11 protein-coding genes, 1 tRNA gene and 2 pseudogenes are annotated in these 18,489 nt (G+C 68.4%); 1 reads left to right on the forward strand and 13 read right to left on the reverse strand.

What is annotated here, in order from left to right:
- Nucleotides 1-225 precede the first annotated feature (225 nt).
- Nucleotides 226-384: a hypothetical protein gene (locus tag ACIHCM_RS36185; protein ID WP_399905876.1), complete on the reverse strand. Its 159-nt coding sequence runs from the start codon at nt 382-384 to the stop codon at nt 226-228.
- Nucleotides 385-599: 215 nt separating this feature from the next.
- Nucleotides 600-2,303, reverse strand: coding sequence for a cytochrome c oxidase subunit I (gene ctaD / locus ACIHCM_RS36190; protein WP_399905900.1), 1,704 nt, complete (start codon nt 2,301-2,303; stop codon nt 600-602).
- Between the two features lie 694 nt (nt 2,304-2,997).
- Here ctaD and ACIHCM_RS36195 point away from each other — a divergent pair.
- Nucleotides 2,998-4,080: a Ku protein gene (locus ACIHCM_RS36195; protein ID WP_399905879.1), complete on the forward strand. Its 1,083-nt coding sequence runs from the start codon at nt 2,998-3,000 to the stop codon at nt 4,078-4,080.
- Nucleotides 4,081-4,247: 167 nt separating this feature from the next.
- On the opposite strand, the gene ACIHCM_RS36200 is transcribed toward ACIHCM_RS36195, so the two are convergent.
- The 11 genes and pseudogenes from ACIHCM_RS36200 to ACIHCM_RS36250 form a co-directional block, all read right to left on the reverse strand.
- Nucleotides 4,248-4,409 (reverse strand): hypothetical protein, encoded by a 162-nt coding sequence (locus ACIHCM_RS36200; protein WP_399905882.1) that lies wholly within the window; start codon nt 4,407-4,409, stop codon nt 4,248-4,250.
- A 5-nt stretch (nt 4,410-4,414) separates the two neighbouring features.
- Complete coding sequence (locus tag ACIHCM_RS36205; protein ID WP_399905903.1) at nt 4,415-7,843, reverse strand: DNA polymerase III subunit alpha; 3,429 nt, start codon at nt 7,841-7,843, stop codon at nt 4,415-4,417.
- A 212-nt stretch (nt 7,844-8,055) separates the two neighbouring features.
- Nucleotides 8,056-9,186 carry a TniQ family protein gene (locus ACIHCM_RS36210; RefSeq protein ID WP_399905885.1) on the reverse strand — a complete coding sequence of 377 codons (1,131 nt, stop codon included), beginning with the start codon at nt 9,184-9,186 and terminating at the stop codon, nt 8,056-8,058.
- Nucleotides 9,187-9,192: 6 nt separating this feature from the next.
- Nucleotides 9,193-10,431, reverse strand: coding sequence for an AAA family ATPase (locus ACIHCM_RS36215; RefSeq protein WP_399905888.1), 1,239 nt, complete (start codon nt 10,429-10,431; stop codon nt 9,193-9,195).
- The gene (locus ACIHCM_RS36220) at nt 10,428-12,680 is read right to left on the reverse strand and encodes a transposase (protein ID WP_399905906.1); all 2,253 of its coding nucleotides are present in this window, start codon (nt 12,678-12,680) and stop codon (nt 10,428-10,430) included. Before ACIHCM_RS36220 ends, ACIHCM_RS36215 begins: the two co-directional genes overlap by 4 nt.
- Nucleotides 12,681-12,682: 2 nt before the next feature.
- Nucleotides 12,683-13,495, reverse strand: coding sequence for a TnsA-like heteromeric transposase endonuclease subunit (locus tag ACIHCM_RS36225; RefSeq protein WP_399905890.1), 813 nt, complete (start codon nt 13,493-13,495; stop codon nt 12,683-12,685).
- A 170-nt stretch (nt 13,496-13,665) separates the two neighbouring features.
- Nucleotides 13,666-15,339 carry a murein biosynthesis integral membrane protein MurJ gene (murJ, locus tag ACIHCM_RS36230; RefSeq protein ID WP_399905893.1) on the reverse strand — a complete coding sequence of 558 codons (1,674 nt, stop codon included), beginning with the start codon at nt 15,337-15,339 and terminating at the stop codon, nt 13,666-13,668.
- Between the two features lie 560 nt (nt 15,340-15,899).
- A tRNA-Met gene (locus ACIHCM_RS36235) sits at nt 15,900-15,973 on the reverse strand.
- 55 nt (nt 15,974-16,028) lie between these two features.
- On the reverse strand, nt 16,029-16,235 hold the full coding sequence (locus tag ACIHCM_RS36240) for a cold-shock protein (protein ID WP_399905897.1): 207 nt from the start codon (nt 16,233-16,235) through the stop codon (nt 16,029-16,031).
- A 1,002-nt stretch (nt 16,236-17,237) separates the two neighbouring features.
- Nucleotides 17,238-18,003, reverse strand: a pseudogene (locus tag ACIHCM_RS36245) (ISAzo13 family transposase); the annotation flags it as partial.
- Nucleotides 17,958-18,338 (reverse strand): annotated as a pseudogene (locus ACIHCM_RS36250) (transposase); the annotation flags it as partial. The pseudogenes ACIHCM_RS36250 and ACIHCM_RS36245, both read right to left, overlap by 46 nt.
- Nucleotides 18,339-18,489 lie beyond the last annotated feature (151 nt).

Genomic DNA, 18,489 nt, shown 5'->3' on the forward strand with positions numbered 1-18,489 from the left:
GATTTTCGACTACCGCTCCCGCCCATCGGGATCACGTTTCCCCCTGCTGGCCCAGCCGAAGTGACAACGCCCTCGGCCTCTGACAAGCCTGGACGCGGTTCGGGTCGCACGCTCGTACCTGGCCCGCAGCCGGCGTCATGGTCACTACCCGCTCCGTGTACGCCGCGGGCTCTCAGCGCCTCCCCGTGAGTCCGCCAGACCAGTACGCCCGGCGCTGGTGACGTCTCACCTACAAAAGGGGAAGAGCACGAGACAGCTGGTGCCTGCCAGCACGGCGTATGCCGCCGCGACGTGGCCCTTCAGCAGAGCCAGCCGCAGCTGGGCGTACCGCACCTTGTACGTCTGTTGCAACTGCTCGGCCCGGTGTGCCGAGCGTCGGAGCATGATGCGAGTGACGCCCAGGCGCTGGTCGACGTAATGGCGGGTAAGGTCCCTCGCCTGAGTTGCGGTCAGCCGGGGCAGACGGGCGCAGAGTTCCCCGGCCTCGCGGTGGGCGTCTTCCACCTCCGAGCGGGCCTGCAAGTAACCCTCGACTTGGTCGACAAGTGCTGCCGCGGTCTCGGGGTGAAGGGGATCGTCCGAGGTTCGTTTCACTGCTATCAGCCCTGCCCGGGACCGGGCTCGACGACGTCGCGCTTGCCGGTATAGCTCTGCTGCTCCAATTGGGCGATGTCGGGATGGTGCAGGTCGAAGGCGGGAGACTCGGAGCGGATGCGGGGCAGAGCGTCGAAGTTGTGGCGCGGGGGCGGGCAGGAGGTCGCCCACTCCAGGGAGCGGCCGTAGCCCCACGGATCGTCGACCTCGACTTTCGTGCCGTACTTGGCTGTCTTCCAGATGTTGTAGAGGAACGGCAGCGTCGACAGGCCCAGCAGGAACGCGCCGATCGAGGAGACCATGTTGAGCGCGGTGAACCCGTCGGCGGCGAGGTAGTCGGCGTAGCGGCGGGGCATGCCCTCGGCGCCCAGCCAGTGCTGCACCAGGAACGTCGTGTGGAAGCCGACGAACAGCGTCCAGAAATGGATCTTCCCCAGACGTTCGTCGAGCATCGTGCCGGTCATCTTCGGCCACCAGAAGTAGAAACCGGCGAAGGTCGCGAAGACGACGGTGCCGAACACGACGTAGTGGAAGTGCGCCACGACGAAGTACGTGTCCGTGACGTGGAAGTCCATGGGCGGCGAGGCCAGAATCACCCCGGACAGGCCCCCGAACAAGAAGGTGACGAGGAAGCCCAGTGACCACAGCATCGGCGTCTCGAAAGAGAGCGAGCCCTTCCACATGGTGCCGATCCAGTTGAAGAACTTGACGCCCGTCGGCACCGCGATCAGAAAGCTCATGAAGGAGAAGAACGGCAGCAGCACCGCCCCGGTGGCGAACATGTGGTGGGCCCACACGGTCAAGGACAGCCCGGTGATCGAGATGGTGGCGGCGATCAGACCGGTGTAGCCGAAAACCGGCTTCCGGCTGAACACCGGGAGGATCTCCGTGACGATGCCGAAGAACGGCAGCGCGATGATGTACACCTCGGGGTGGCCGAAGAACCAGAACAGGTGCTGCCACAGGATCGCTCCGCCGTTTTCCGGGTCGAAGACCTGTGCGCCGAATTTCCGGTCCGCTTCCAGCACGAGCAACGCCGCGGCAAGGACCGGGAACGCGAGCAGGACCAGCACCGATGTCAGCAGCACGTTCCACGTGAAGATCGGCATACGGAACATGGTCATGCCGGGTGCCCGCATGCAGATGATCGTTGCCATGAAGTTGACCGCTCCGAGGATCGTGCCGAACCCGGACAGCGCCAGCCCCATGATCCACAAATCGCCGCCGAGTTGTGCGGTGCGCTCGCCGCCGCTGAGCGGGGTGTAGGCGGTCCAGCCGAAGTCGGCGGCGCCCTCTGGCGTGAGGAGGCTGCTGAGCACGATCAGGCCGCCGAACAAGAACAGCCAGTACGAAAACATGTTCAGCCGCGGAAAGGCGACGTCTGGGGAGCCGATCTGCAGCGGCATGACCGCGTTCGCGAACCCGGCAAACGTAGGCGTCGCGAACAGCAACAGCATGATCGTGCCGTGCATCGTGAACGTCTGGTTGTACTGCTCGTTCGACAGGATCTGAATACCCGGACGGGCAAGCTCCGCCCTGAGCATCAGTGCCATCGCGCCGGCGATGAGGAAGAAGACGAACGACGTGATCAGGTACAGGTGCCCAATCTTCTTATGATCCGTAGTCGTCAGCCAGTCCACGATCACCCGGCCTTTCGGCCGGGGCCCCTCGACTGGCACGAGCGTGGACGGTTCTGTCTCTACGGCCATGCGGGATCCCATTCTGAACAAAGGACTCAATTTGCCTGTAAGACACCAACATCCCGCAGCGGCAAAGCTGCGGCACGCTCATCCGGTCCCGGATCCGTCGTGTCGCATCACTCAGTAGCCCGTCCTGCTCTTCCCATGCCTGACTTCGCGTAGGTCCTCAGCCGTTGGCACAAGGCGCACCGCCAAGATTCCCGGGCCGACGGTAAGCGTCCGCCGGGGCGCGCTCCGCTCCCAGGCTCAGGATGAAACGGTTTTGCCACTGGACATGACTTCGCGCACGGCCGCACGCTTCACCGCACCTGCACTTGCCCCGCCTGGCCCTACCACAGCGACTTCGCGCGCGGTGGGAAAGTCACCGGGCAGAACCGGGCGGCGCCAGACGCTCCGCCCCCGCTCCGCTCAGTCTGCTACTGAGCGACGTGCTGCCGTGCCACTGGCAGGGCAGGAAGGCGTCGTCGTGACAGTGGCTGTTGTGGAGTTCAAGGACGGTGTGGATCGGGCGGCGACGGGGCCCTGTGCCGCCACCGCCCGCCCTCACCCCAGCGCCCCGCGTGGCGCAGTCGCCCCTCCCTCGCTCGGAGTGTGGGACTGGCGAAGTGCGGCGCACTGACCTGCGGTGTTTCATGAAAGTGCAGCAGCAGTCACCCGTGGGGCATCGGCTGCCGAGATCCGCTCAACGACAGGGGTACTGGTCATGGCACGCGCAATCTGGACCGGCGTGATCACATTCGGGCTCGTCAGCGTGCCCGTCGGCCTGTATTCCGCGACCCAGGACCACACCATCCACTTCCACCAGCTGCAGCGCGGCACCGCCGACCGGATCCGCAACCGGCGGGTCAACGAACGCACAGGCAAGGAAGTCGGCGGCGAGGACATCGTCAAGGTCTACGAAGTGGACGAGGGCGAGTACATCCTCGTGGAGCCCGACGAGCTCGACCAGATCGCCCCGGGCCGTTCCCAGACCATCGAGATCTCCGACTTCGTCGATCTGAACGAGATCGAGCCTGTCTACTTCGACCGCACCTATTACATCGCCCCCCGCGGCGAGGAATACATCAAGGTGTACGAGCTGCTGCGGGCGGCACTCGCGCAGACGAACAAGATCGGCGTCGCCACCTTCGTCATGCGTGGCAAGCAGTACCTGACTGCGCTGCGCGCGGAGGACAAGGTGCTTGTGCTGCAGACGCTTCACTGGGCTGACGAGGTCCGCGACCCGGCCACGGAGCTGCCGGACCTGCCCTCTGGCAAGGCCGGAAGGGGTAAGGAGCTGGACATGGCGCGCCAACTGGTCGACTCCCTCAGCGCCCCGTGGGACCCGCGTCAGTATCACGACACCTTCCAGGAGAAGGTGCGGGAGCTGGTGCGGGCCAAAGCCGAGGGGCAGGAGATCGCGGCGGCGGCCGAGCCGCCCACGGCCACCCACGTCGTGGACCTGATGGAGGTACTGCAGGGCAGCCTCGACCAGGCCCGCAGCAGGCGCGAGACGAAGTCCGGGCGGCAGATGCAGACTGGACCCTCGACACGCAAAGTCGGCCGCAAGCCCGCCGACAAGGATGCGAAGAAGACCTCCGCCAAGAAGGTGCCGCCGAAGACGGCACGCGCCTCGGCCACATCCCCGCGCAAGACAGACAAGAGCGAGCTGCGGCAGCTGAGCAAGGCTGAGCTGTATGAGCGGGCCACCCAGCACAACATCGCGGGCCGCTCCAAGATGAGCCGCGAGCAGCTCCTCGACGCGCTTGCCCGCTCTGGGAGCCGCCGCAAGAAGAGCGCCGCCTGATCCCACGCCGCGCCACCACGTGCCGTGAGCCCGGCGGGAGCCACTGCTCGAAGTCAGACGGAGCCTCCCCCTCGCTGCACGCCGCGAAGAACGCAGCGCGATGCTGCGGACCGAGCGAGAGGGAACCGCCGGTGGGCGGGACGGCTCGAGGCCCGGAGGTCGCGCTTTCAGTAACGGAGTGCACCCGTGAGGTCGAGGAGGGCCGCGTCCAGCTCGATCATCTGCACACGTGGCGTGATGTCTTCGAGTAGGCGGCGCAGCCGCTGGGGGAGTTCGGCATCCGCTTCAGCCGGGAGGACGAAACGGACGTGGAGGATGTGACGGCTCACGGTGATCACCCGGCGCTTCCCTGGCTGCGGTGGCCGAGCCGGCGTAGGTCCGCCGAGCGGGTACCGGCAGGCATCAAGTCTGCATACGGGTGCAAACGGGCTCCGGCGGTGCCGTCGGCGAGGGTGCGCTGCGGGGTGGCCGGCAGGGCCGGTGTGGGGGCCGGGCTGGTGCGGCCGAGGAGGTCGAGGGCGGCCTGGGGGCCGTGGTCGCGGCGGGTGGCGGCCACTTCGTCCAGGTCCCAGGCCATTCCGCCGACGACGGTGCGGCGGGGGCCGCGCGCCTCGACGGTGCCGCGTACGAGCAGTAGCCCGGAGTGGAACACGGTGTGCGCGACGTGGTCGTGGGAGTCCTCGAAGAAGGCGATGTCGACCAGGCCGGAGCCGTCCTCCAGTGTGCAGAAGATGATCCGCTTGCCGGACGGGAGGGGCGGCGTCTGCGTGGATGCGCGCACCCCGGCGACGAGGACTTTCTGCCCGGGCAGCATGCCGCGCAGGTGGGCGGCGTCGGTCGCGCCGAGCTCGCGCAGTAGCCGGTGGTGGTGCTCCATCAGATGCTGGCTCACATCGATGGAGAGGGTGTCGAGTTCGGCGCCGAGCTTGTCGCGGCTGGTCATTTCCGGCAGCCCGCTCGGGTGCGCGGTGGCCAGTTCGCCGCCCAGCGGCAGTTGCCCGTCTGTGGTGGTGCGGTTGCGGGACTGCCGGTGCAGTTCGGTGGCCTGCAGCAGCAGGTCTCGCCGGGTCAGGCCGGGGGAGAGGGCGTCGAGGGCGCCGATGCGGATGAGGCGCTGAGCGAGCGGCAGGGACGGTCGGGCGCGTAGCCACAGATCCTGCAGGCCGGTGTAGGGCTGTCCGGCCACAAGGCGGGCGGTCTCCGCCTCGGTGATGCCCTTGACCATGGAGAACGCCAGGCGTACCCCCCAGCCCTGCCCGGTCGTCTCCACGCTGTGCTGACCGCGGGAGTGGTCGACGTCGACGGGCAGCACAGCAACGCCGTGGCGGCGGGCGTCGGCGACGATGACCCTGCGCGGCCACATGCCCGGATCGTGCTCCAGCAGCCCCGCATACAGATAGGCCGGGAAGTGCGCTTTCAGGTACGCGGACTGCAGAGCGGGGACGGCGAAGGCCACCGCGTGGGCGCGGCAGAAGCCGTACGCGCCGAAGGAAGAGACGGTCTCCCACACCTCGTCCAACACGTCCTTGGCGTAGCCGCGCTGGCCGGCCGTGCGACGGAACCACTGCTCGACCTTCGGCAGCCGGTCGGAGTCGGCCAGGGCGCGGCGGGCGACGTCGCCGGCGGCACGATCGCAGCCGGTCATCGTCGCCAGGATCGCGATGATCTGCTCGTGCCAGATGACCACGCCGTAGGTGTCGTTGAGCACCGGCTCCAGGTCGGGGTGCGGGTACGTGGGGGCGGCGCCGTGCCGGGCGGCGATGAACAAGGCGGGCATGCCCCCAGACACAGGTCCGGGGCGGAAGAGGCTGATGTCGGCAACGACGTCCTGCATGTGCCTCGGTTGCAGGCGGCCCACTAGATCCTGCTGGCCAGGGCTTTCGAGCTGGAAGAGGCCGACGGTGTCCGAGGCCCTGATCATGTCGAAGGCCTGCTGGTCATTCAGGCTGACGTGGTCGGGGTTGTCGAGATCGAGCGCGCGTCCGGTCGTGCGGTGGATCTCGGCGACCGCGTACGCCATCGCGGACTGCATGCGCACGCCCAGGACGTCGAGCTTCAGGAGACCAAGATCTTCGACGTCCTCCTTGTCAGCCTGCACCATCGGGTATCCGGCCGGGGTCGGCTGCACCGGAAGCCGGTCCAGCAGCGCCGCGTTCGAAAGGATCACCCCGCACGGGTGCATGGCGTAGCCGCGGGGCAGCGCGTCCAGGCCTTCGGCGAGCTCCCACAGTGGCCCGAACTTTTCGGCCTGGGAGGCGAGTTGCCGCAGCTCCGGCAGTTCGGCCAGGGCGCCGCGGATGTCCCGGGCCCGGACGTGCGGAAAGCTCTTGGCGATCTCGCCGATGACCTGCGGCGGAATCCCGAGGGCGAGGCCGGTGTCCCTCAGGGCGTGCCGGGCCCGGTAGGTCTCGGGCATGCCGGTGACCGCGGTCCGCTCCCGACCGAATCGCTCGATGATTGCGTCGTACACCTCCAGGCGCCGCTCGGACTCCACATCGAGGTCGATGTCCGGCAGTGACGTACGCCGCTCGCTGAGGAACCGCTCGAACAGCAGCCGATGCTCGAGAGGGTTGGCCGTCGCGACGAACAGCGCGTGGTTGACCATGGAGCCGGCGCCGGAGCCGCGAGCGGCGACCCGGATCCCAAGCGCCCGAGTGTCCGCGACCACCTGGGCCACGGCCAGGAAGTAGCCCTCGAAACCCAGCCGGCCGATGACCTCCAGCTCGTAGAGGAGCTGTCGTACGGCACTCTCGTCCGTGTCCAGGCCACGGGCGACCATCCCGGTCTCACACCGCTGCCGCAGCAGCCGCATGGCCGAACCGCGCTCGGGGTCGGCGCCGACGACGGCAGGTTCAGGGAAGTGGGGCCGCCCGAGACCGAGATCGGCCGGCGTGAGGGTGCAGGACTGGCCGGTGGCCTCGGTCTCGGCCAGCAGGCGGACTGCCCGGGCGGGGTCGTCGCCGACGGCCTGGGCGATGCGGTCGGCGGCCGCCGCCATGGCGCGCGGGTCCTTCAGCCAGCGTTCACCGCCGTCCAGGTGCCGACGGTCGACGGGCCGAAGCAGCCGTGCCGCGTCGAGAACGTCGGCCAGCCGGTGCTGGTCGGGGTCGGCGTAGCGCACTGCGTTCGCCAGCACCGTTCGGGCGCCGAACTGGTCGGCCAGGCCCACGGTGCGCGCGGCCAACCGCAGCGAGCCCGCGCCAGTACCCTGCCGTCCCAGGTACACGGCTTCCATCCGCAGCCGCTCTCCAGCCAGCTCCCGCCACGGCGCGAGCAGCTGCCCGGCGACGTCGGGGCGGCCGGCGGACAGGGCCCGCACCGGTTCGGAGGCGGGGCCGAGCAGCACCACCAGGTCCTGGTCGGCGTACGCGCGCAGGGTGGGCCAGGACACGACCGGCGCCGCGCCGTCGGCTTCGGCGTGCGCGGCGGACACCAGGCGGCACAGCCGCGCCCACCCGGCCGCGTTCTGCGCGAGCAGGGTGATGCGCAGCGGCGCCTCGATGACGTGCGCGCCGCCACGCACGGGCGTACGCGACCGGGCGGAGGCCGGGCCCGGTGGGGCGAGGGGGGCGACGGCGACGTCGACACCGAAGACGGGGCGGATACCGGCGGCCTGGGCTGCGGTGGCGAAGCGGACCGTGCCCGCGACGGTGTCCCGGTCGGTCAACGCGAGCGTCGTCATCCCGCGCTCGGCAGCGCGCTGCACGAGATCACCGGGGAGTGAGGCGCCGTAGCGAGCGCTGTAGCCGGAGGCGACGCGCAGATGAGTAAATCCACGGCTTGCACCTCCTGTCGTTCGCTGCCCTCCCTGACCTGCGTCCTCTCCAGGTATCCACCATAACTCCAAATCGCACAAGTGTGCGAAAGAGTGATCCGGTGCTGTCCGACGCCTGTGACCTTCAGCGATAGGTGGCCAGAGGCGTCGGGAAGCCCGCTGGTGAGCGGCGGGTGCTCAACGGTGGTTGGCCATTTTTCTCAGAGATAGTTGGCCACTGCGGTCTCGACTTCGTCGCGGAGGTGGGGTGAGGCGTGCTGCCTGAGGTGCGTCCAGGTCCGTCCCCATTGCTTTGATCCTTTTGCCGGAGCCGAGGGCAGCATGGTGCGGAGGGCGTTCTGACGTGCGGTTGTGTTCATGGTGAGGAGGGTGTCGGCTCCCGCCAGCAGGGTGGCGCTGGCGGTGGCCGAGCAGGGTGGTGCATCCCATCTGACCCGTCCGACGTGGTCCCCTCTCGCTCCTTGCCGCCGCCTTAGTTGATCGACATGCAGGTCGAGTGCGTCCGACAGTTCGGCGGGGGCGAAGTCCTTGCCGAGGGGCCAGGTGGCCTGGAGGACGGCGGCCATGACGCGCAGATCTGTGAAGTAGCGGCTGGCCTGGGTGGGATCAGCGCGAGGGGAGAGCAGGTCGTCGAACCGATTCTGCAGACGGGTGAACGGGGGTGTGACCGCGGGTTGGGGAGTGTGCGCGGATATGTCGTCGAGGCGGGTGCCGCAGAGCAGTCGATCCGAAGTGAGCCCTGTCGTTGGGTTGCGGCATTGAGCTGGGTGCAGGCCGCTGTGAGCGGGCATGGGCAGGAATCTGCTGCCGGCGTGGTCGGAAGAGTGGGCTGGTCGTTCGCAGCCCGGACAGGTGTCCTGCAGGAACCTCTCGTGCTCCAGACAGAGGAAGCTAACTGGGAGGCGCCATCGGATCTTCCAGGGGCCGCCGTGTCGCTGCTGGATCACTGAGCCGTCTCCGGCGAGGCAGTGCGGGCAGTAGCGCGTGAACCTGGTGAACACCCAGGCGTCGTAAAGGTAGTTGCGTCTCGTGCGCGCGTGGACGGATGCGGTGATCGGCGGGTATAGGTCGGCGTCCGGCGCGAAGGTGAGACGGCTGGCTTCGACAGGGGTGAGGCGCATGGCGTGGGCAAACGTGGTGCGGTGTTCGCCGAGGTCGAGAAGGTACTGGCCCGAGGTGTAGGGCCGTCTGGTGGTCAGGATGCCGCCCCGTGCAAGCACCATGTTCGGCGACAGGTCCAAGCGGTGGGCCAGTCTCAGGAGGAGCCCTGGTAGCCCTTCGCCGGGCAGCGGCGCCAGGGTCCGGGGCAATGGTTCGGGCAGCCGTGCCATCCGTGATCACCCCGCTGCGGGGCCGCGGTCGTCCAGGACGGTGTTCCGGGTGGCCTTGTGCTGCCGAGGCGGGGGTGAGGAGCCGGGGATGGAGGGAATCTCTCCAGCCTGCGCGTCGCGGTCGGGGTCGTCGAGGCTGAGGATGATCTCGTCGAGCAGATCCTCGTCGAGGGTCTCCTTGCCGCTGTCCATCGCCTCTTGGCAGCCGTCCTCGACGAGCCGTTCCAGGAGGCCCACGACGCCGTCCGTGCGGCGCATGAGGTACTCGGGCATCGTCCCGGAGGTGAGCATGCCTGGCTCGGCCTTCAGCAGCCGCAGGCTGTCCTCCAGACCGGCCAGGTGGTCGTGGAAGGCGGTGATCTGGCCGGGGGTGGTGTAGCGGAACCGGTCGAGTTCGACCAGGTCGAAGCGGCGCTCGGTCTGTGTGGCCTCCAGGCCATTGACGCGCGTGTGCGAGGAGGGCGGCATCACCCACTGACGGGTGCTGGCGTCCCAGTGTCCCTGCCGCAGGAGTCCCGAGCCGAGGATGTCGACGCCGACCAGGACCAGCGTGACGTTCATGCTCATCAAGGCGCGGATCAGGTCCAGGGTGTCCTGGTCGTCGGCCCGGTGCATGCGCAGGCGGGTGATGTCGTCCAGGATCAGCGCCTGGGTGCCGTGGTCGTCCAGCGAGTCGGCGACCTGCCGGATCAGCTGCGGCAGGGTCAGCCGCCGGTTCTCGGCGCCGAAGAAGTTGAGGATCGCCTGGCAGGCGCCCTTCGGCTTCGCGGTGACGGGCGTTTGGACATAGGCGACGGGAGCGTGCAGGTCCCGGACGCCGTCCACGGTGTTCGGATTGAGGTGATCATGCAGGGCCAGCCAGGCGTCCTCGAAGGCGGCGGCGACCTCGCAGACCGTCTCCGTCTTGCCCTGGTAACCCCAGCCCGTCACCATCACCCCCGCCCGCGTGGACGGCCGCGTCTTGAGCGCGTTGTTGCGCAGGCGACGGTTGACCAGGCGCGACACCTTCAACGACATGGGCGTCTCCTGCAGCGGCAGGTGGACGTGGGTCGCGGTGCGGTGCAGATCATAAAGCGACCGTTCGTGCGGGCTGAGCGCCCTCCACTCGGCGAGGGACAGCTTCGGCGCGGGAAGAAACGAGCGGCGGGAGGTGCGCCACTTCTGCCAGCCCGTGTAGGTGTCACGACGCGGGGCCTGCCGCAGCAGCGCCTCGGCAAGATCACTTTCCGGGATGGCGTGGCTCACCTGCACTCCTCGGATCGGGCAACGGCTTCGGTTTCGTCCTCGTCCGGTGGCAGTAGGAACAGTGTCCGGCGCCGCAGCATCTCGCCGAGTCGCGGCGGAGGAGTGGGCCGCCGGCCTGCGGTGGCCGCTTCGCGTCTGCGGCGCCTGTCTGTATCGACGCTGTCCTGGATGGTGCGAGCCTGTTCGGGCCAGGCCAGCACCTCCGCGTCGCCGCCCCGGTCGGAGGCCGTGGCCGGCGCCCGGTCGGCTGCGGCCGCCTCCGTCTGCGCGTGCTGCCTGGACCGTCTGCTGCGTTCACGCTTGGTCATCTGGGTCGGCCACTGTTCGACGGGGATGGCGGAGCCGAGCAACTCCAGCAGAACTGGGAGGAGTTCGGCATCGGAGCATGGGGCAAGGCCCCGTCTGCGTGCTTCGGCGAGGAGGGTTTCGGCGGCCTGGTCGGAGAACGCCGGGATCTCCCCTTCGGGAGGCAGTCCGGTCCATCGCAGAACGTGCCAGCGGTCGGGGTCGATGTCGTCCTGGAAGAACACGGTGCGGCGGTCACGGCGATCGGAGCGGATGAGCCACTTGCCCTTGTGCCGGCCGCCCCGGGCGGAGGGCAGGTGGAAACGCGGTTCGTCCAGGACGGCGGCGTGATACCAAAGTCCGCCGATCTTCACCCCGCGCCGGGCGTGGATCTTGACGTAGTGGGCTTTCAGGAGGCGGTAGTAGAGCTCCGGCCTGGGGATCTGCAGGGCGAATCCGCCCTGCTGCATCGCCGCGGCGAACAACGAGTTGGGACTGTGGTCCTCGCCCGGGCCCCAGGCCGGGGCGTACTCGCCCAGGATCCGGTTCTGCCAGATCTTCACCGCCCAGGTCGCGATCAGGTGCTCCATCCGGGACATCGACAACACCGCGTCGGCTTCCGGGTCGGCACCGCGGTCGGCGACATCGGCACCGGTGAAGCCCAGCAGGTGCTCCAGCAGAAGACTGTTGATCGCGGAGAAGGCCCGCTCAACGGCGAACTTGTCCGTGGGCCGCAGGGTGCGGGCGGGAAGGATGTTGCAGCCCAGCGTCCGTTCCGCTTCCACAACGTGGTGGTTTTTGTAGGGGCTGCCGTGATCGGTGGTCACCGTCTCCGGGGCGAAGAATGGCAGGGCCGCAACCCGGTGACCGGCGAACCGGGCGACCAGCGCGGCCGGGACGCCGGGGTAGGGCCATTCCATGTCCTCGTCCCAGCCCTCGCGCATCGGCAGCGGCAGCATCACGTCCCGCAGCAGCATCGCGATGTCCACCGACGTATCCGACACCAGCGTCAGCCGGAAGGCCACGATGGAGTGCGTGAACAGGTCCAGGGCCAGCGTGAGCATCACGGACACCGGATCGCCGAAGACGGATTCGCGCACCTTCACCGGCAGCGGTGTGGTGTCCAGGGCGACCACCTGGCCCGGGCGGTGCACCACCAACCGCTGGGAAACGTCCTGGGCGGCGTCCGCGGAGCGGGCATACCGCTGCCGGCTCCCGCCCGGTCCGAACCACTCCTTCCAGACCGTCCGCAGCGTGTTGTAGCAGGGCACCTTCTCGGGTGGGAAGTTGGGGAAGGTCTCGCGGACGTACTGATGGAGCAGGCGATGCCTGGTCTGCATGCTGACCCGGGAACGCTGCAGGCACTCCCTTCTCACCGCGAAGATCGCTTCCCGGATCTCCTCGGTGATGCTCGGGTGTCCGCCGCCCTTCCTGGTCCAGCGGCCGTCCGCGCAGCCCGCCACGATGTCCTCGACGCTGCCGGCGGCCATCCGGCGCAGGGTGCGCTCGCTCATGCGGTCCAGTCCTAGCGTGGCGGCCTCGTCTGGGCGGAGAGCCTTCAGCTCCGCTGCCTTCGCCCGGCGCCGCTGGGTCAGCGTGGTCCGTTCGGGGTCGTAGGCCGACCGCGGTTCACCGGGCAGGGCCCGGGAGGGCGAGCCGTTTCGGTAGCCGGTCTCCGCCTCCAGCAGGTGCGCGGCCCGCAGCCGGGCCTGCTGCAACTGGGCCTCGGTCAGGTCCGGCTTCGTCACCGGCTGCTGCAGTTGGCTTCGCGAGGCAGGATTCGACTGCACCGGCCGGCAGTCCGGGTGGTGCATGAGCCACCGGATGGGCCGGTGTTCGAGTGCGCCCTCGGCGTCACGCAGCGCGATCCGTCCGAGGTGCGGCTGAACAGCTTCGATCATCCAGTCAACGCCGTTGAGCCGTACTTCCATCCCCGGTGCCAGGTCCAGCAGCCGGGCCCGCATAGTCATCGCTTCCGGCCCTCGCTGCCAGGCCAGACCAGCGATGTGTCGCTCAACGGCTCACCAAGATCGACGGCGAGGCGCCGATGCCAGAGCAGGTGCAGGGCGTGGGCGCGGGCCACCACCGGCCATGAGGTAGCCGCGGCCAACTCGCCAAACGGCAAGGGCTTGTTCTCGACGGTCTGGAGCAACTGGTCCTGCACTGCCAGCTGGTCCTCCAGCGGTCTGCGCTGTGCCGACAGGGCGTCCAGCACCTCGACCGCATGGGGCCGCCACCCGGTCACCACCGTGTAGCGCCAGCCGCAGACGGCAGCCGCCTCTTGGGCAGCCGCGAACTTCACCGCGTCGTCCTCCCTGACCAGGCGACGCGGACGGACGTCGAACAGTCGCCGGCCGCCGTCCGGCCAGATCGCCAGGAAGTCAGGCGTATGCGCAGCACGTCCCCCGGTGTGCTCGAAATCCAGCCGGAACGGCTGCGACAGAACCTGCGCCACCTGCAGAAAGTCCAGCACGAGCAGCAGCCGCTGTTCCTCCAGCGACTCGAATCCGTGAAGACGTCCCGTGGAGACCATGAACTGCAGCCCCGGACGGTGACGCTGGCGAGCCCGCCAGGTGAAGCGCCGAACCGGCTCGGATCCCAGCACCGGAACCGACGCCAGCTCACGCACCGGCCAGACCACGTCGCCGCCGGCGAACCGCCATGTCGACGACCACCGGCGTGGCCAGCCCTCGCCCATCACCAGCCGCTCGCGTACCACGTCAGCGATGGAGTACGGGGCAATCAGCTGATCCAGCCCGCACCTGTCCGACTGCACCACGGCCCGCGTAGCCACCCCACCAGCACAGCATCATGAGAAGAAGCCCAGCGGGCACTTGGACGACATGCTCACAACCCGCAACTAGCCGATCAACCTCATGCGGTTTAGACGTCCAGGTGCGACCGAATACGACCGTTATCGACTCATTCCCACGTCTGTCCGTGCCAGGTTCACCCCAGTCCTGGCAGGCTGCGCAGCTCCCCGATCCGCAAGACCCGCGCAAAGAGCAGGAACATGAGGACCATCGCCATACCGCCCGCAGTCAGCGAAAGCGCCGGCGTCCAAGAGGCCGATGCCAGGCTCTGGCTGCAGGAGCGGGCGATGAACCACCCGGCGCCCCCGGCAGCGGCGGCGGCTGCGGTCAGCTTTGCGTAGGTGCGACAGATCCGCCGGCCGTCGAGCAGTCCCTCCGTGCGTCGCCGCAGGCGCAAGGCAGTCAGCAGCAGGCCGATCGCGTAGGACAGAGCGTAGGCGGCGGCCATCCCCGTGACCGCCCAGCGCGGGGACAACAGCAGGTGGCAGGCCGTGGCCAGAGCGATGTTGATGCTGCTGATCCACAGCGCCATCCGGAACGGCGTGCGGGTGTCCTCGAAGGCATAGAAGCCGCGCAGCAGGAGGTACTGGGCGGAGAAGGGGATCAGTCCCAGGCCGAAGGCTTGCAGCATGTGGCCCAGAGGGACAGTGGCGGCCTCGTCGGCGGCTCCGTGGGCGAACAGCAGCTGCGCGATCTGCGGACCGAAGGCGACGAAGAAGAACGCGGCCGGGACGATGATAACGCCACTGACCCGCAGCCCGCGTGACAGGTCGGCGCGCAGGTCGTCGAGACGGTGCTCGGCCACTGCCCGGCTCATGCGCGGGAGCAGGGCCGTCACGAGGGAGACGGTGACGATCGACTGGGGCAGCATCCAGATCTGCTGAGCGTAGCTGTAGGCGGTGTAGCCGACACCGTCATGGGGCAGAGCCGCGTCGGCGGCGGAGGCCAGGCGGGTGACGACCGTGCTCGCCACGAGGTTGGCCAGCACGAACAGCAGGGTCCAACGGGCTGCATTCACGCTCTTGCGCAGGCCGGTTCCTCGCCAGTCGAAGCGCGGTCGGAACCGGAAACCGGCCGCGTGTGCGTAAGGAATCAAGGCGAGTGCCTGGAGGGCCAGAGCGAGTGTGGTCCCGATCCCGAGAAGCCTGACCTGGGCATCAGTGATGTCCGAGACCCGTTCGGGGGCCGTCATCAGGCCGAGGTAGATGCCGAACATGGCGATCAGGACGAGATTATTGAGGACCGGGGTCCACATCATCGCGCCGAACCGGTTCCGAGCATTGAGGACCTGTCCGAAGATGCTGAACACGCCATAGAAGAAGATCTGCGGGAGCAAGAACCGGGCGAAGACCACGGTCAGCTCGAACGCGTCGTGCGTGGCGGGAGTGTCGCTCTGGTAGATGCTGATGATCTCCGGAGCAGCCCACACGGCCAGCGCGGTCCCCGCGCCGAGGATGCACAACACCAGGGTGACCAGGCGTTGTTCAAAGGCGGCGCCGCCGTCGGGGTCCTCTGCACGGGCCCGGACCAACTGCGGAACGAGGACCGAGTTCAGGGCACCGCCGATAAGCAGGAAGTACAAACTGGTCGGCACCGTGTTGGCCTGGTTGTAGGTGGTGGCCAGTAGCCCGGTGCCCAGCGCGGCGGCCTGCAGCACCTGCCGTATCAGTCCGGTGGCACGAGAGACCACGGTGCCCGCCGCCATCAGCGCAGACGAACGCAGCAGGCCTCCGCCTTTCGCCTTCTTCGGGGCAGCGTGCCTCCGTCTTATGGGCCCCTCTAACCGCTCGGGCGACGTCTCCTCGATCATGGGCACAATCTACGATCCAGACCTCGCCTGCCAGGACGGACCCCGGGCTTCGAGGCCCGTGACAAGCCACCCAGGGCGCCTTTGTGGCCAAGTAGCTCTGCGACTGGCCAACTATCGCTGCGAGTCACAACGCCGCACGGCGCGCGCAAGCAGCCGGACAGCCTTGAAGCAGCGGCTCCGAGAGACGCGTCTGTGACGTGCATCTCACTTCGGGTTTGTTCACACGCAGATGGCAGCTATCGGCCAAGAAGGGGTGAGGTCGGCGACCGTCCGGCCCGGAAAGTCACGCAAGTCAGACCCGCCCAGGACCTCGTGCCACTCGCGGCGCTCGTCGCCCTCGCGGTGATCGCCCTCACCGCGCTCGCGATCGATGCCGGAGACGAGTTCACCGCGCACCAAGATGCGGCCCGGGCCCGGTATGGCCAGGGCTCCTGTGACCTCCGCCGATGGTGTGGATGGGTCCGGTCAGCTGCCCCGGCACGCGAGGAGATGTTGACCCCCGGGAAATCCGGAGTCCGGATACGACGAAGGGCCCGGACGGATCCAGGCCCTTCGGTCAGTAGCGGGGACAGGATTTGAACCTGCGACCTCTGGGTTATGAGCCCAGCGAGCTACCGAGCTGCTCCACCCCGCGTCGGTGAAGCCACTCTACACAGTGGTTCTCTGGGGGCAGCGCGCATTTTCTGGTGTCAGCCGCGGCGGACAATGTTCTCGGCCTGGGGGCCCTTCTGGCCCTGGGTCACGTCGAAGGTGACCTGCTCGCCTTCGAGGAGTTCACGGAAACCGTTGCCGGCGATGTTGGAGTAGTGCGCGAAGACGTCCGGTCCGCCGCCGTCCTGCTGGATGAAGCCGAAGCCCTTCTCGGCGTTGAACCACTTCACGGTGCCGCTGGCCATGCGTCGTCCTTCGAAATCGCCGGGTGCTTCCCGGTCTGTCTACGGGGTGGTGCTCTCCGTCATCGGAGGGCGTCCGGCGTCCGTTCTACCCCGTGGGGCGGGATGCCAATCCGGCGCCCGCGCGGGCGCGCGGCGGGCGTCCACGCGGCGGTGACCTCGGCGTGCGCCGGCTCGTTGATCAGGGCGCGACGCCCTCCCTCGGGGCCGAGCACCGCGGGGCCTAGAGTTGGCGAAGCCTGGGGCGCCGGGAGCACCCAAGGGCCGACACCCCGCAGAATGATCAAGGTCTCCTGTTCTGACCTGCGGTTTCACCGGACACAAACCGACCGCCCTCGCCACCGTGCCCGCTCGCCCGCGCCGCGCCCCGCGGCCGCCATACCGGCGCCCCGTGGCCGGGCAGACCCGGGCGGGGTGAGGTGACCGGTTCCCGAACCCAGCCCGCGTCACCGCACCTGGGGCGGCAAGATGTTGGGCATGGACCCCACCATGGCCCTCCTCGCCGGCTTCGGTGCAACCGCCGTGGGTGCGGTCGTGGCCCGCTACGTGATTCGCCCGCGAACGACGACCCAGACGCGGACGGTCTCCCCCGGCGGTACGGCCTGGCTCCAGACCCACCAGCGGCGCGCAGAGATCTACTCCGAGTTCGCCGAAACCGCCGACGCAATCGCCCAGGTCCTCGACATGTGGCCCGTGCTGTCGGCGGAGGCCCGGATGCGCCAGCGGAAGGCGGCATACGAGCACCTGCAGACACTCCAGCAGCGCAAGGACATGGTCATCCCTGAAGGCGGCCCGAACGTTCAGGCCGCAGCGCACCGGCTCGTCGCAGAGTGCACGCGGCTCGTCCACCGCCTGGACCTGAACGCCCCGCGCGGCCCTGTCGACGTTCCACAGCGCCTGACGGCGCAGTTCCTCCGGGCGGGCCGGGAGTACCTCGAGGCCGAGTCCGAGCGGCACTTCGGCCGTCGACGGCCTCCAGGGCGCAGCCTGTTCGCCCCCGGCGTCCGGGTGGTCATCCCGTCCGCGCTGCTGCCACCAGCGGCGGATGGACTGCACGGCGAACTCAGCCGTGTCGTGGTCGGTGCCGACGTTGACCCATCCGGTGTTGCGGGCGATGTCGTAGACCCCGTAGGGGATAACAACGGGCTGGTCGCTGGTGATGAACGTGTGGCAGTCGACTCGAATGGGGCTCTTGCCCGGAGGCCACGTGCGGCCGGGACGGTCGCGGTTGCCCAGCCACTCCGTGGCCTTGGTGTCGACGCTGATCACCGGCTGGCAGTCTGCGAGGAATGCGGTGGCAGTGGCGTTGATGTGCGTGAACTGGGCATCCCGGTCCGGATGGCTGGAGCCTTCCGTGGTTTGGCGGTGCCCTGCAGGCTGTATCCCGCAGCGTGCACCAGGCGTCCGACGGTCGCCGAGCTGACGGGGTGCCCCTGAGAGGTCAGCGCCGCTGCCAGGACCGCAACGAGAGCGTGGTCCAGCGCAATGGCGAGACCGGATCACCCCGGGTTGTCGGCTCGATCAGCATTTCAAGCGCGGGCAGCAGCCCGGGGTCGGTGACCGTCACCGGCTTACGGCCGGCTCCTGGAGCCCTGATCCGCCCGGTCGGCAACGGCCGCCCAGACAACTCGGCGATCCCACGTCTGATCGTGCTCGCACTGGCGCCAGAGGCTGCCGCCAGCAAGACGATCCCGCCATGCCCCAGCGCGGCGGCCTCACTGGCCAGGTAGATCCGACGGCGCCGCTCATCGAGATGGGGAAGCCGGCCGATCGGATGCCCTTCTTCAGAAAACCGGTGTCGTCGACGACCAGGACCGCCTCGCGGTCTGCGAGGTGTTCCACGACGTAGCCTCGTATGTCATCCATTACCTCGTCGGCGTCCCACTCGATCCGGTTCAGCAGCCGGTGGATGCGATCGGGACCCGCATGACCGGCCTCCTCCGCCAGCGTCCAGCCGTTCTTCCGCTGCACCGGAGCGATCAGCCCCCGCATGTAGGCCAGCGCCGACTGACGCGGCTCCTCCCGGTTGAACCGGTGCACGAACCGCTCATGCAGAGCACCCAGTTCACCCGGCCACAACCTGACATCGCCAAGGTCCCCACCCATGACCACACCAACGACCGAGTGGGCCAGCAGCCACGGCAAAGACCGTTGCAGTACTAAGAAGTCGTCTCATTTGGTGAGTCTGCGGTAGCAGATGAGGGTGCAGGCAATGCTGGTGAAGGCCAGGAAGTGGTCGGCTGAGCGTTCGTAGCGG

The organism is Streptomyces sp. NPDC052023, from assembly GCF_044548465.1.
In the GTDB taxonomy this organism is placed as follows: domain Bacteria; phylum Actinomycetota; class Actinomycetes; order Streptomycetales; family Streptomycetaceae; genus Streptomyces.

Coding starts and splice junctions, on each gene's coding strand:
- ACIHCM_RS36185 (WP_399905876.1), bottom strand. CDS start 384: ATGCTCCGACGCTCGGCACACCGGGCCGAGCAGTTGCAACAGACGTAC.
- ctaD (WP_399905900.1), bottom strand. CDS start 2,303: ATGGCCGTAGAGACAGAACCGTCCACGCTCGTGCCAGTCGAGGGGCCC.
- ACIHCM_RS36195 (WP_399905879.1), top strand. CDS start 2,998: ATGGCACGCGCAATCTGGACCGGCGTGATCACATTCGGGCTCGTCAGC.
- ACIHCM_RS36210 (WP_399905885.1), bottom strand. CDS start 9,186: ATGGCACGGCTGCCCGAACCATTGCCCCGGACCCTGGCGCCGCTGCCC.
- ACIHCM_RS36220 (WP_399905906.1), bottom strand. CDS start 12,680: ATGCGGGCCCGGCTGCTGGACCTGGCACCGGGGATGGAAGTACGGCTC.
- murJ (WP_399905893.1), bottom strand. CDS start 15,339: ATGATCGAGGAGACGTCGCCCGAGCGGTTAGAGGGGCCCATAAGACGG.
- ACIHCM_RS36240 (WP_399905897.1), bottom strand. CDS start 16,235: ATGGCCAGCGGCACCGTGAAGTGGTTCAACGCCGAGAAGGGCTTCGGC.